Source organism: Bifidobacterium sp. LCP19S3_E9, from assembly GCF_052121135.1.
Taxonomy (GTDB): Bacteria; Actinomycetota; Actinomycetes; order Actinomycetales; family Bifidobacteriaceae; genus Bifidobacterium; species Bifidobacterium thermacidophilum.
The window spans coordinates 1-13,788 of the sequence record NZ_JBQKEV010000001.1 but is presented as its reverse complement, the minus strand read 5'-3'; the positions used below and the strand labels follow the sequence as shown (position 1 = coordinate 13,788).

At 62.0% G+C, this 13,788-nt stretch carries 10 protein-coding genes; 7 read left to right on the top strand and 3 right to left on the bottom strand.

Features of this window, described 5'->3' with window-relative positions:
* Positions 1-12: 12 nt before the first annotated feature.
* From ACTQYB_RS00050 to ACTQYB_RS00040, 3 genes are all read right to left on the bottom strand, one after another.
* On the bottom strand, positions 13-1,545 hold the full coding sequence (locus ACTQYB_RS00050; RefSeq protein ID WP_441481686.1) for a YifB family Mg chelatase-like AAA ATPase: 1,533 nt from the start codon (positions 1,543-1,545) through the stop codon (positions 13-15).
* On the bottom strand, positions 1,545-2,009 hold the full coding sequence (locus tag ACTQYB_RS00045; RefSeq protein ID WP_033505359.1) for a YraN family protein: 465 nt from the start codon (positions 2,007-2,009) through the stop codon (positions 1,545-1,547). The genes ACTQYB_RS00050 and ACTQYB_RS00045 overlap by 1 nt, the downstream gene beginning before the upstream one ends.
* A gap of 107 nt (positions 2,010-2,116) precedes the next feature.
* Complete coding sequence (locus ACTQYB_RS00040; RefSeq protein WP_441495892.1) at positions 2,117-3,010, bottom strand: bifunctional hydroxymethylpyrimidine kinase/phosphomethylpyrimidine kinase; 894 nt, start codon at positions 3,008-3,010, stop codon at positions 2,117-2,119.
* A 353-nt stretch (positions 3,011-3,363) separates the two neighbouring features.
* Between ACTQYB_RS00040 and ACTQYB_RS00035 the strand changes: the two genes are divergently transcribed.
* The 7 genes from ACTQYB_RS00035 to ACTQYB_RS00005 all read left to right on the top strand — a co-directional run bounded on the left by ACTQYB_RS00035 (position 3,364) and on the right by ACTQYB_RS00005 (position 13,622).
* Positions 3,364-4,680: an O-acetylhomoserine aminocarboxypropyltransferase/cysteine synthase family protein gene (locus tag ACTQYB_RS00035; protein ID WP_321047073.1), complete on the top strand. Its 1,317-nt coding sequence runs from the start codon at positions 3,364-3,366 to the stop codon at positions 4,678-4,680.
* Between the two features lie 357 nt (positions 4,681-5,037).
* Positions 5,038-6,693 carry a peptide ABC transporter substrate-binding protein gene (locus ACTQYB_RS00030; RefSeq protein ID WP_441481688.1) on the top strand — a complete coding sequence of 552 codons (1,656 nt, stop codon included), beginning with the start codon at positions 5,038-5,040 and terminating at the stop codon, positions 6,691-6,693.
* Between the two features lie 118 nt (positions 6,694-6,811).
* Positions 6,812-7,495, top strand: a complete 684-nt coding sequence (locus ACTQYB_RS00025) for an ECF transporter S component (protein WP_441481689.1) — start codon at positions 6,812-6,814, stop codon at positions 7,493-7,495.
* Between the two features lie 63 nt (positions 7,496-7,558).
* Entirely contained in the window at positions 7,559-9,136 is a 1,578-nt protein-coding gene (locus ACTQYB_RS00020) for an ABC transporter ATP-binding protein (protein WP_441481690.1), read from the top strand.
* The gene (locus ACTQYB_RS00015) at positions 9,136-9,945 is read left to right on the top strand and encodes an energy-coupling factor transporter transmembrane component T family protein (protein WP_441481691.1); all 810 of its coding nucleotides are present in this window, start codon (positions 9,136-9,138) and stop codon (positions 9,943-9,945) included. The genes ACTQYB_RS00020 and ACTQYB_RS00015 overlap by 1 nt, the downstream gene beginning before the upstream one ends.
* A 210-nt stretch (positions 9,946-10,155) precedes the next feature.
* Positions 10,156-10,968: an ABC transporter ATP-binding protein gene (locus ACTQYB_RS00010; protein WP_168983830.1), complete on the top strand. Its 813-nt coding sequence runs from the start codon at positions 10,156-10,158 to the stop codon at positions 10,966-10,968.
* Between the two features lie 32 nt (positions 10,969-11,000).
* Entirely contained in the window at positions 11,001-13,622 is a 2,622-nt protein-coding gene (locus ACTQYB_RS00005) for an ABC transporter permease (protein WP_441481692.1), read from the top strand.
* Positions 13,623-13,788: the final 166 nt, after the last annotated feature.

The following is a 13,788-nucleotide window of genomic DNA, read 5'->3' as shown; positions in this document are numbered from 1 at the left end:
CGCTGAAAGCCGTTACCGCATGCGGGTCCTGAGCGCGATACCTTGCGCCATATCCTGCCTGTCTGGCGACGTCCCGCCGCGCATATCCGCAAGCGTCCACGCCAGACGCATCGCCCGGTCGGCACCGCGAAGGCTCAACCGCCCGGAATCCAAGGCGCGATTGACCAGTTCAACGGCTTGCCGTGACGTATGCTCCCGCAGCCACACGCCGTCCGCCTGCGCATTGCATGTCCAGCCGTACCCCTGGAACCGTTCCGCGGCGCAATCGCGGGCTTTGCTGACCTCAGCGCGCATGGTCGCACTGTCCTTGCCGTTTGCACCCTGATCGCCGAGCGTGATTTCATTGATGGGCGGGACTTCCACTTGGATGTCGATGCGATCGAGAATCGGGCCGGACAGCCTTGAAAAATAGCGGATACGGTCGCGTTCCCTGCACGTGCAGCGCTCGCCGTCGCCAAAGGCGTACCCGCACGGGCACGGATTGGCGGCCATGACCAACTGGAACCGGGCGGGATACCAAGCGGTGCCTTTGGTCCGGGACAAGGCGATACACCCGGATTCCAACGGTTCACGAAGCGTCTGCAACGCCCGTGTGGAGAATTCCGGGGCCTCGTCCATGAACAGGACGCCGCGATGCGCGCGGGTGATCGCCCCGGGGACGGCGACGCCTGATCCGCCGCCGACCAAGGCGGCCGAGGATGCGGTATGGTGTGGCGCCTCATATGGTGGAACATCGGTGATGCCGAATCGTGGAAGCGTCCCACACAGCGAACGCACCGACGCGACTTCAAGCTGCTCGTCGTCACTGAGCGGCCGCATGATGCCGGGCAATCGTGAGGCGAGCATTGTCTTGCCCGCCCCGGGAGGGCCGACCAGCAGCGCGTGATGGCCGCCTGCCGCGGCGACTTGCAACGCCCATTTCGTGTGATCCTGCCCGATGACTTCGCTCATATCGCCTGTCGCGGGCGCGTCCATGCGTTCGCCATCAGACAGATCGTCACCATGCGACGGCGACAGCGTGTACTTCGCATGGCTGCCCAACAACTCGATGAGCTCGCCGACATGCCGCACGCCGGTCACTGCGATGTCGGGGACGAGTTCGGCCTCCTCGATATTCGCCGCCGGGACGATGACACGTGACATGCCTTGTGATTTCGCGTGCACAACGGCTGGAAGCACCCCGGGGACCGGCAGTACGCTGCCGTCGAGATTGAGTTCGCCGAGCACCACAGTCCGTTCCAGCGCTTCACTGCTGATTTTCCCGGCCGCGCCGAGCACGCTTGCAGCAATCGCCAGATCGTGCGCGGAACCGCGTTTGGGCATCGAAGCGGGGGAGAGGTTCACCGTCACCCGGGTCTGCGGCCATGTGAATCCCGCAGCCTGGCATGCCGATCGGACCCGCTCCCGCGCCTCGCTCAAGGAGGCGTCGGGAAGCCCGATGATTGAGAAATACGGCAATCCTTGCGATACGAACGCCTGCATATGCACGGTGAACGCGCGCAAGCCAAGGAATCCGATGGAGGAAGCGCTGCCGATCCTCGCCATCAGAACGCCCCCGGGATATGCCGCAAATCCACATCCGAGCCGCGAACCTGGATGCTGACCACATCGAACCGTATGCCACGGTAATACGGCGTGTTCTCCTGCCGTTGGGAAAGCCACAACCGTCCCGCCTTGCGCAGCGCCGCCTGTTTGGCTGCGTGCACGGCTTCCTCAGGGGCGCCGAACCGGGTCGTACGCCGGGTTTTGACTTCGACGAACACTAGGGTGAGGTCGTCGGCCAGCATGATCAGGTCGATTTCCCCATAACGGGTCCGCCAGTTGGAGGCGATGAGATGCCAGTCGCGTCCGATCAGCGAGTATGCGGCGTACTGCTCCCCGGCGGTACCCAGCGTTTTCGCTGAAGTGCAGGGGTCGAGCATGACCGCCCGGCAGCGGGTGAGCATGCTCGAAGCCTGCTCATGGGCGTGCGGAAAACTACATGGCTGTGGTGTTTGATAGTCATTCATGGGCCTATTGCACCATGCCGTGACCGTCCGGTGCCAGCGCGGCGGGACAATGTGGTCAAAAGTTGAACGGAAGCGGTTAAGCCCTGTAATCAGCTGCAAATCATCTGTCAGTGACGAACCAGTCCGGTCAAATCACTCAGATCAAGTTCAAAACTCACACCGCGTTCCTCGTGATGCGGCTGATCGGCCGTATGGATCATCGCATGGCGGACGAATTCACCGGCGATTTTCGCGGATTGCGCCAGACCACGCCCCGCCATGATCGCCCCACACATGGCGGAGGCGTAAGCGTCCCCGGTGCCATGCGTCATATACGGCAGCTTGTCGTGGACCAGCTCACGCTTGCCCGCGATGCCGGTGGAAGCGCTCACCACATAGTTGCGCAGCGTGCCGTCCCCGCGATCGATGCCCTTGAGCACGATGTTCTTGGCTCCCAAAGCAAGCAGCGCCTCCAGCAAGTCGTCGACTTGACGGTCGTCGAGATTCTGCCCCGGATAGTCCCGGCCGGTCAGGATGCTCGCCTCGGTCAGATTCGGCATGAGCACGTCGGCGCCATCGACCAGATCACCCATGGCCTGGCACAGCTGGTCCGTGTATGTCGGATACATCTCGCCGCCGTCGCCCATCACCGGGTCCACAAGACGCAAGGCATGCGGGTATTCCCGATACAGCCGCTTGATGATCGCGACCTGATCGGCGGAACCCAGAAAACCGCTGTACACCCCGTCGAGATCGACATTCTCCTGCTGCCAGGCGTCCAAATAGTCATTGAGGATATCGGTCGTGTCGTGCATGGTGAACACACGGTATCTGGTATGCGCTGAGAACAAGGCGGTCGGTACCGGGCACACGTCGCACCCAGCGGCCGAAAGAATCGGGATCGCCGCCGTCAACGAGCATTTTCCGTATCCGCACATGTCATGCACCGCGGCAACGCGGGGAATGTACTTGGGGTCACGTTGATAGAGCGTTACATCTTGATTCGTCATATCTTGGGTCATGGGAAGCCTTTCTGCGCGCCGGCATCGCGGTCGCGTCGCCAATGACTGTAGTATGTCGCCTTGGACTTCTCGGTCCTCGAACCACACAGGCGCCGCCCGTCCATGTCACGCGTGGATTGTCATGTCGGTGTGTCGCGTGCTTCGCGGCAAGATTTTCCGATTCGACCGAGGCCGTCAATCCCTCTGGTCGCAAGGCGCATTAAACGGTTATAGCTAAGCACGATAACGGCGTGGTTGCAGGGCTTGCGTGGGTGGCTTAATCTCTCAATCAACACCTCACCAACCGGCTGCAAGGCCGCGGCGGCGAGGGCAAGACGGAAACACAACCACCCACCGAACCAAGGAGCACCACCATGGCTGAAAAGAACAACCACTACCGTTTCGAGACCCTCCAGCTGCACGTCGGCCAGGAAGAGGCGGATCCCGCCACCGATTCCCGCGCGGTCCCGATCTACGCCACCACGAGCTACGTCTTCCATAACTTCGATCACGCTGAGGCCCGCTTCGGCCTCCAGGACCCGGGCAACATCTACGGCCGCCTGACCAACACCACCGAGGGCGTGTTCGAGGACCGCATCGCAGCGCTCGAAGGCGGCACCGCCGGCCTCGCGGTCGCATCCGGTGCAGCAGCCGTCGAATACGCGGTGCGCAACATCACGCAGACCGGCGACCATATCGTGGCTTCCAAGCACATCTACGGCGGCACCTTCAACCTGCTTCGCCACACGCTTCCGCGTGACGGCGTGAACACCACCTTCGTCGAGCCGAGCGATCCGAAGAACTTCGAGGACGCTATCCAGGAGAACACGAAGCTCGTCTACATCGAGACCTTCGGCAACCCGAACGCTGACCTGGCCGACATCGAAGCCATCGCCGACATCGCCCACAAGCACAACCTGCCGCTCGTCGTTGACAACACCTTCGCCACCCCGTACCTGTTCCGCCCGCTGGAGCACGGCGCCGACATCGTGGTGGAATCCGCCACGAAGTTCATCGGCGGTCACGGCACCACCCTGGGCGGTGTGATCGTCGAAGGCGGCAAGTTCGACTGGGCCGCTGTTCCCGGCAAGTTCCCGACCCTGACCGAACCGGATCCCTCCTACCACAACCTCAACTTCTATGAGGCCCTCGGCCCGGTGGCCTTCGTGACCCGTGCCCGCGCCATCCTGCTGCGCGACACCGGCGCCACGCTGTCCCCGTTCGCCGCGTTCCTGCTCCTGCAGGGCACCGAGACGCTCTCCCTGCGCGTCGAGCGCCACGTGCAGAACGCTTTGAAGGTGGTCGAATACCTGCAGACCGTGCCGGAAGTCGAGTCCGTGAGCCACCCGGCCGTACCGGGACGTCCCGACCATGATCTGTACGCGAAGTACTTCCCGAACGGCGGCGGCTCCATCTTCACCTTCGATATCAAGGGTGGCAAGGACGCGGCACGCGTGTTCATCGACAACCTGCACCTGTTCTCGCTGCTCGCGAACGTCGGCGACGCCAAGTCTCTCGTCGTGCACCCGGCCTCCACCACGCACTCCCAGGAGTCCCCGGAGGAACTTGAGGACCAGGGCATCCACCAGGGCACGATCCGCCTGTCCATCGGCCTCGAGAACATCGACGACATCATCGAAGACCTCGAGGGCGGTTTCAAGGCACTGCGCGAGTCCGGTCTGGCCAAGTGACGCCAAGTAAGCACATTCAAATGCAAGCATAGCCTTGTGTGATTGGTTGCGCGGGTGCGGCGAGTGATTGTCGCGCCCGCGTTTTTCGTAATGCTGTCGTTGTGGTGGTGTCGTCAAGTCATGATTGGCGCGACCTGATTGTCGGGCTTTTTGTGACGTCGTGCGTGCACTCGTGATCGGGGCGGTCCGCGGATTGCGTTCTGAGCACAATGTCCTCGACACTATGGAATGTTGATATCGGACTTCGCATGCCGACGCTTGCGCGCCATGCACGTCCTTGACCGTGCCTGTGCGACCTGTTCGTCCTGCAACCGCACGGTAGACCAACCACATCGAACGAGAGAGAAAGAGCCGACCATGAAGAACAGCAGTCGTACCTTCCTGCAACGGGCCGCCATCGCGGTCCTCGCCGTATCCGCAATGACGCTGTCGGGGTGTTCTTCGGGGCCGTCCGCGGGCGCATCCGCCTCAGCGTCATCGAGCGCCGGGAATATCGTCACCGTCAACAATGTGGAGCCTGCCGCAGGACTGATTCCGAGCAACACTGACGACCTTGCCGGCTGGAAGGTGGTTACACAGCTGTACGAAGGTTTGGTCACCTTCGACGCTGCCGGCAAACTGGTCTACGCGGACGCCACATCCATCACCCCGAACGCCGACGCCTCGGAATACACCATCAAACTGCGTTCGGGACTCGTCTTCTCCGACGGCGAGAAGATTACCGCCTCCACCTACGCGAAATCATGGTCCTTCGCCGCCAACGCTGCTAACGGGCAGCTAGGTGCCGCCATATTCTCCACGATCAAGGGCTACGACGCGCTGCAAGACGAAAACGGCGACAAGAACGCCCAGCTGTCAGGCCTGAAGGTTGTCGACGACACTACGCTTGACGTCACGCTCGCCGCCCCTGACTCCTCATTCCCGTACAAGGTCGGCGATGTGGCGTTCCTGCCATTGCCTGCCAGCGCGTACAAGGACATCGACGCATTCGGTGAACACCCGGTCGGAAACGGGCCGTACAAGCTTGCATCCTGGTCGCATGACCAGGAAATCAAACTCGTGCCCAACCCCAGGTACACCGGTCCGCGCAAGGCGAAGAACGGGGGAGTGACCTACGAACTGTACACGAGCCTCGACGCCGCATACTCCGACTTGCTGGCAGGCAACCTCGACGTGTTGGATTCCATTCCGTCAAGCGCGCTGAAAACCTACAGCAAAGAACAGCTGCAAACCGTCAGCAAGCCCGGCCCCGGCTTCAAATCCTTCACGATACCGCAGAATATGGCGCATTTCTCCGGCAAGGAGGGCAAGTTGCGGCGTGCCGCGATCGCCCATGCGGTCGACCGCGAGACGATTATCAAGAAAGTCCTGTACGGTACCGCCACCAAGGCGACTGACTTCACTGCGCCGACCATCGCAGGGTATAGCAAAATCCTCGCCGGGGCATCCGTACTCGACTATGATGCGGCACAAGCCAAGAAACTGTGGAAACAGGCGGATGCCATCAGCCCATGGGAAGGGACTTTCCGACTCGCCTACAGCGCGGACAGCGGCAACAAGCCGTGGATCGACGCGATCTGCAATTCCATCACGAATGCGCTCGGCATCGACGCGCAACCGCTGATCTTCTCGACATCCAAGGAGCTGAGCACCGCGATTCATAACCGAACGGTCGGCGCCGCGTTCATCCAAGGCCTGCAATCTGATTATCCGCACCCCGAAGGGTATCTGGTACAGGCGTATGACTCCGCGTCGGCGGACGGCAAGGGCCTGAACAACGGCGACTACAAGAGCGCGGCGTTCGACGCGCTGATCGATCAGGCAGCCCGGCAGACCACGCTCGACGGGGCGATCGGCTACTATCACAAGGCCGAGGAACTGCTGTTTGAGGATCTTCCTGTGATTCCGCTGTGGTATACGAATGTGACGGCGGCCTCCGGCAAGCAAGTCGGTTCGCTGTCCTTCAATTACATGGGCTTGCCTGATTACTACAAGCTGACCGTGAAAGGCTGAGTCACAGGGTTCACGCGATATGGACGTGGGGCCGATCGCGTCGCCGTCATCCGTAAGATATTGGCCTGACGCATCCACATACGGGTGCACAGGATCGATGTTCAAGAAGAGAGGAAATATGGCTGCACAAACCAAAGCCAAATTCCAAGCAAGCATGATTCCGCTGATCGCCATCATGACCGCACTGACCACGGTGCTGACCATGCTGGTGAAGCTGCCGACACCGACACGCGGATACCTCAACCTGTCTGATGCAATGATCTTTTTCTCCGCCTACGCGTTCGGCCCGTGGGTCGGCGGCGTGATCGGCGGACTGGGACCGGCACTGTCGGACCTGCTGTCCGGTTATCCGCAGTGGGCGGCGTTCACTTTCGTCATCGACGGGTTGCAAGCCGTGCTCGTCGGACTGATTGTGCGTAAGTTCCGTCCGGCCAATATCATCGCCGGCTCCGTCATCGCCGGCGTGTGGAAAGTGTTCGGCTACCTCATCGCCGGAGGCATCCTGTCCGGCTGGGGTCCGGCCTTGGGCGAGGTCCTGGGCAACACCGGCCAGATGGTTGTCGGCCTGGTCATCGCCTACGCTCTGTTCGCCGCGGTCCGCACGGCCTATCCGCCGCTGGTGCGCATGGGCAATCTGGGCGTGCAGCCCGCCGTTGCGATTCCTCAGGACTACACTGGGGCATCCGCTGACACCGGTACCGGCGCAAATGTTGGTGCCGACACCGTTGACGATGCCGGTAGCGATGCCGCAGAGCGGACCGAAACGCCGGGTTCCGACCGTCGATCGGGCAGCGTCAACTGACGCCCGCTGACTGCGACAACGGCACAGACGGCACTGACGGCACAGACAATCGAACGACCTGATATGAACCACGCCCCGATCATCACGGCGAACCACCTCAGCTGGTGGTATACCCCGCAAACCGACGATGGTGAACCGGTCAAGGCATTGAACGAGCTGGATTTCTCAATCCTGCCCGGATCATTCACAGGCATCATCGGCCCGACCGGGGCCGGCAAATCCACGCTGTGCATGGCGCTCGCCGGTATCATCCCGAATCCGGACGACGGCACCATGCGCGGTACGATGACCGTCGCCGGACGTAACACCGCCGAATGCAGCATCGCCGAACTGTCAAGCGATGTCGGATACGTCCAACAGGACCCGGAATCCCAACTGTTCTGTGCCAGTGTGGAAGACGAACTCGCCTTCCCAATGGAAAGCCGCGGTGTCGATCCCGGCCGTATGGACGAGCGCATCGACGGGTTGCTGCACCTGGTCGGCATGGACGGGTATCGCCGGCGTGTACCGACTAGCCTGTCAGGAGGGCAGATGCAGCGGGTGGCGATCGCCGCGGCTTTGGCCTGTCATCCGCGCATTCTTGTGCTCGACGAGCCGACGGCGGCGCTCGATCCGGAAGGCACCCGGGAAGTATTCCAAGCGCTTGACACGATTCGCGCAGCTCGCGAGTTGACGATTGTCATGGCCCAGCAGGATACAGACGGGCTGGCCCGATACGCCGACCGCATCATGCTGTTGGATTCTGGCAGCATCGCAGCGCAAGGCGATACCACGCTGTTTACAACACATCGGGACAAGCTGATCGAGCTGGGGGTCGCCCTGCCGGGGCGAGAACCCGGCCCACCGGCGATTGTCACGGATGCTGCCGTACGGACGGGGGAGAGGCAGCCCGCGATCAGCTTCGAGCACGTCACCTACCGGTATCCCGAGGGAGGCAACGGTTCCGCCGCCCTCGACGACGTGAACCTTGCCATCGACCGCGGTGCGTTCGTTGGCCTGATTGGGCGCAACGGCTCAGGCAAAACCACCCTCGCCCGTCATCTCAACGGCATGTTGCAACCCAGCGCCGGCACTGTCACCGTTGACGGGCTGCATGTGGACGGACGCCGTGTCGGCGAGATGGCCTCCCATGTCGGGTACGCGTTCCAAAACCCCGATCATCAGATTTTCTGCTCCACCACGCGCGAGGAAATCGCCTTCGGCCCGTTGTGCCTCGGTGTGCCGCGCGAGGAAATCAGCCGCCGCGTCAGCCGGCTGCTCAGCCGCTTCGGTCTCGAGGATATCGCAGGGCAATCGCCGGCGACTTTGGGCTACGGCCAACGCCGACTGGTCGCCTTCGCGTCCGTTCTGGCCATGCACACGCCGATCCTCGTGCTGGACGAGCCGACCGCTGGACTGGACCGCCGACTGTCCGGCATGATTCTTGACGCGGCGTCGCAACGTTGCCGGCAAGGCACAACCATCGTGATGATCAGTCACGATATGCGTACGGTGCGCCAACGCTGCACCTATCTCATCGAACTCGAGGACGGGCATGTGCGCGCCGCCGGGCGGATCGAGCCGCAAAAAAACGGCCAACTGGAACATGTACAGCCGGAACTCGGGCTGCCGGAACCTTGCGAATACGGGGAGGGCCGCTGATGGACGCCGACCTGTACGTTCCCGGCGACGGCTGGCTGCATCGCGTCGACCCGCGCGTCAAATTCCTCATCTCGCTCGTCCTGCTTGTCCTGTGCCTCATCTGGCGCAGCTGGCCGCTCATGCTCGCGGCGTTGATTCTTGAACATCTCATGCTCCTCACCGACCATATTCCGCGGAAAAACATCGCATGGGTGTGGAAGATTCTCGCCGTCATCATCGTGCTGATTGTAGTGCTGTGGCCGATATTCGACCGTTCCGGCACGCATGTGCTCGTCGACTGGGGGTGGCTGCGGCTGACCCGGGAGAACCTGCTCATGGCCGCGGTGATGGGTCTGCGCATTCCTGCGCTCGGTTTCGCCTGTTTCCTCACCCTGTTCACCACCAGCCAGGCGAAACTCATCCGCGGGGCGGTCGCTTTGGGCATGCCGTACAGCGCTGGTCTGACGCTGGCGACCGCCTTGCGGTACATCCCGGTTTTCGCGCGGATTGTCACTCAGGTGCGTGACGCCCAGCGTGCGCGAGGCCTTGATCTGTCCGGGGAAGGCGCACGGATGCGAGGCATCCGCAATCCGTTTTTGCTGATGCTGGCACGGGCGCGCGCATGGGTTCCGGTCATCGTCGCCGTGTTGATCCGCGCCTACCGGATGAGCCGCAGCGTCGGCTGGGCTATGGAATCGCGCGGATTGGGACTGCCCGGTGTCAAGCGCTCCTACCGGGTGCGTCTGGCGATGCGTCCGGCTGATTGGGCGATTCTCGTAGCGACCATCGTATTCACCGTCCTCGCAATCGCCGCGATGGTCCTGCTCTAAGTCGCGCCGGCAGCCTACAGCAACCCCGACCCCATGTTCCGGCGTGTCGCCGGCATGCTCAGGGATTCCACTGATGCATCATTCTCGAGGATGATGCCGCCTCAGACGCGTTTTCCATCTCGCGCATGATGGGTTTTCCGCCTGCACTCCGATAGATTCGAGGATATACGTCCAGGAAAGGTTCCGGACGAACGAGTGGAGGGAAGATCCATGACAACCCCGAATCCCATAGCCGTCGAAGCTGTCGACCTGGTGAAGATCTACGGTACCGGCGAGAACGCGGTCCACGCGCTGCGCCATGTCAATGTCGCATTCGAACGAGGGAAGTTCACCGCGATCATGGGTCCGTCCGGTTCCGGCAAGTCCACGCTCATGCACACCCTCGCCGGCCTCGATTCCGCCACCAGCGGCCATATCCTGCTTGACGGCGCCGATATCACGACGATGAACGACAAGCAGCTAACCCTGCTGCGCCGGCACAAGATCGGCTTCATTTTCCAGAGTTTCAACCTGTTGCCGATGTTCACCGCCGAACAGAACATCGTGATGCCGCTGACCCTCGCAGGCGAGAAGCCCGACCGCCAATGGTTCGACATGCTGGTCGACACACTCGGGTTGCGTGAGCGCCTGGGCCACCGTCCGAACGAACTGTCCGGCGGCCAGCAGCAGCGAGTCGCCATCGCACGAGCCCTCATCAGCAAGCCGTCGGTCGTGTTCGCGGATGAACCGACCGGTAATCTCGACTCGGTTTCCAGCGCGGAAGTGCTGAGCTTCCTCAAACGTTCGGTCAAGGAGCTGGGACAGACCATCATCATGGTCACGCATGATGCTGTCGCCGCCTCCTATGCGGATCGTGCCATCGTCTTCGCTGACGGCCAGATCGTCGCGGATGTCGAACATCCCAGCGCCGACCAGATGAGCGAGCTGCTCATGCAGGAACGCCGTCGCGCCACACTCAATCTGTCCGAAGGCGTGCCGCTGCCGCCTGCTGCCGCCATGCCGTGTGCCGGCATCCAACGCTGAATGACAGACACGAGACAAGCAAGGACATTCCCATGTGGTCGATAACGATCAAAATGATGAAAAAGAACATGAAGATGCTGATTCCTGCGGGAATCGCCATCATGATCGGCACGGCGTTCATCGCCTGCACCTTCCTGTTCGGCAACACACTCAACGACACCCTGCGCACCCAGCTGACCGCCCAGTATGCGCAAGCGAATTACATCATCCAAAGCACGTCAAAGATGAGTGGATCAGGCTCGATACCGCCCACCATCGGTGAGGTGAACACCAAACAGATTGCTTCCACCGATGGTGTGAAATCCACGTACATCCAGCAGAACATTCCGGTCAACGCGTCAACGGGAGACAACAGCGCCACGCTGCTCGCCATCAACGCGTCGAGCGATGACCGCCTATTGCCGGTCACCATGGTCAAAGGCCATCAGCCGACGGGGGATAAGCAAATCGCACTGCCGGCCAAACTCGCCGACCAGCTGTCGGTGAACATCGGCGACAAGGTGACCCTTGCCGCGAACTACGGTTCCGGCATGAGAGGCAGCAATTCCGTCGAGTTGACGGTCAGCGGCTTCACCGAAGACGCCAAGGGCGCATTCGGCGCCTATGGCGGTGCCGCTGTCATCAGCATGCAAACCTTGGCGAACCTTGAGGGAGCGGACAGCGAATCCGACCTCATGTTCACCGGCATGACCCTGGACATCGACGAAACTAAGGCCGATACCGCCGTCGCATCGATCAAAAAGGAACTGCCGAACGGCTACAGCATCGAAACCCGGCAGAAAGCGGGGGATGAGGCGCTCAAGGCGCTCAGCCAATCAGGCACCAACGCCGTGACGGTGTTCCTCATGTGCTTCGGCATCCTCGCGATGCTCGTGGCGGCGCTCGTCATCGCCAACACCTTCCAAGTGCTGGTCGCCCAACGCCGCCGCACCTTGGCGTTGCTGCGCACGATCGGCGCGCAAAAAGGCCAGTTGTACCGTTCCGTCATCGGCGAGGCGGGCATCCTCGGCGTGATTGCTTCGATACTGGGCATCGCGTTCGGCTCCGCGATCATGGCGATCGTCGTCCACAGCCACGCGCTCAAGAGCCTGGGCATGACCGGCGGACTGGTATTCACATGGCAGGTCTTCGTGATCCCGCTCGCGTTCGGTGTCATCATGACCGTGCTCGCCTCGATCGGGTCCGCGCGTTCCGCCACGCGAGTCACCCCATTGGAAGCGTTGCGGCCCATCGATATCAGTGACAACAAGCGTGCCGGCATCGCCCGGGGCATCATCGGCTTCCTGCTGATCGCCCTCGGTGCTGCGTTGACCGTCGGCGCGGTGATGATGCTCCGCTCATCCATGTCCTCCTCGAATCTGAGCGACGATTATCCGACGATGCTGCTGTCCGCCATCGCAGGCTGCGCCCTGATCTTTATCGGTCTGGTGGTCACCGCGGCCTTCTGGATGCCGCTGCTCATGCGTCTCGGCGGTGCCTTCGCCGCATTGTTCGGTCCTGCCGCGAAAATCGCGCATGCCAATATCCAGAAGAACCCGAGGCGTGTCGCATCCACCGGTGTCGCCCTGCTGATCGGCGTGACACTCGTCTCATGCATCGGGACCGGTGCCGCCTGCGCCAAGCAGACGATGAACAACACGCTCGACACGCACTACAGCGTCGATATGATCGCCAAGGGCAGCACACTGAGCCAGTCCGTCGCCGATAAGATCGGCAAGATCGACGGCGTGACAACGACACTGTACGCGCCCATCGCCCGCGGCAGCGTCATCATCGAGGGTGAAGAGCGCAGCGCCACCCTGATCGGGGTGCCCGACACCGCCACGCTGTCCAAGGTGCTGCACGCGAATCTCAGCGGGGTCAGCCTTGACGAAGGCAAGGCCTTGGCTCCCACATACTCATCGTTCACCGGCAAGGTCTTCTCGTTCAAGAACGACGAAGTGAGCTTCAGCGCTTCACACGATGACGGCAGCGATGGCGCATCCGACGCCAACACGCTGACCTACATCGTCACCCAGAGGGATTACCGCAATGTCGATTCGGATGTCATCGTCACCTTGTTCGTCAACGAATCCTATTTCCAGAACAAGCAAGTGCAGGCGGACGGGCATATCGTCCTCGCCGCGGTCGACACGTCGAAGGCTTCCGCCGTGGACATCCTCACCAACGCGCAGACCGCCATCGGCACAAGCGCAGGTGCCTCATTGTCCGGTCCTATCGCCGAACGCGTCCGGTGGAACCAGATCGTCGACACGATGCTCACGCTTCTGGTCGCGCTGCTTGCGGTCGCCGTGCTGATCGCGCTGATCGGCGTGGCCAACACGTTGAGCCTGTCGGTCATCGAACGCACCCGCGAATCCGCGACCTTGCGAGCCATCGGTATGACTCGCGGCCAGTTGAGGTGGTCGCTGGCCGTCGAATCGCTGGTCATCTCACTGGTCGCCGGCATCGCAGGCGAGATTCTGGGCATCGCCTTCGGCTGGGTCGGCTCCTACATGGTGCTCAGTCCTTACGGCAAGGTCGCGTTCATCAGCGAATGGAAGCTCGATCTGATCGTGCTGGTGGTCGCTGCGGCGGCAGCCCTGCTCGCCAGCGTCTTCCCGGCACGGCGCGCGGTCAAGACGCCGCCGGTCGAGGCGCTCGCTGAAGCCTGATTTAGGTGTTCCGCCGGCCGGGAGCGACCGGCGGATGCGGATCGCAGATAGTTCGACAGATACGCTGTGGCCCGCCACTTCCCCAATTGCACGGGGGGCGACCCCGTATATGAATACCCGCGATGGTTTTGCTGGGCGCTAGTCCCGGCGGCGTACGGGGGGCCCC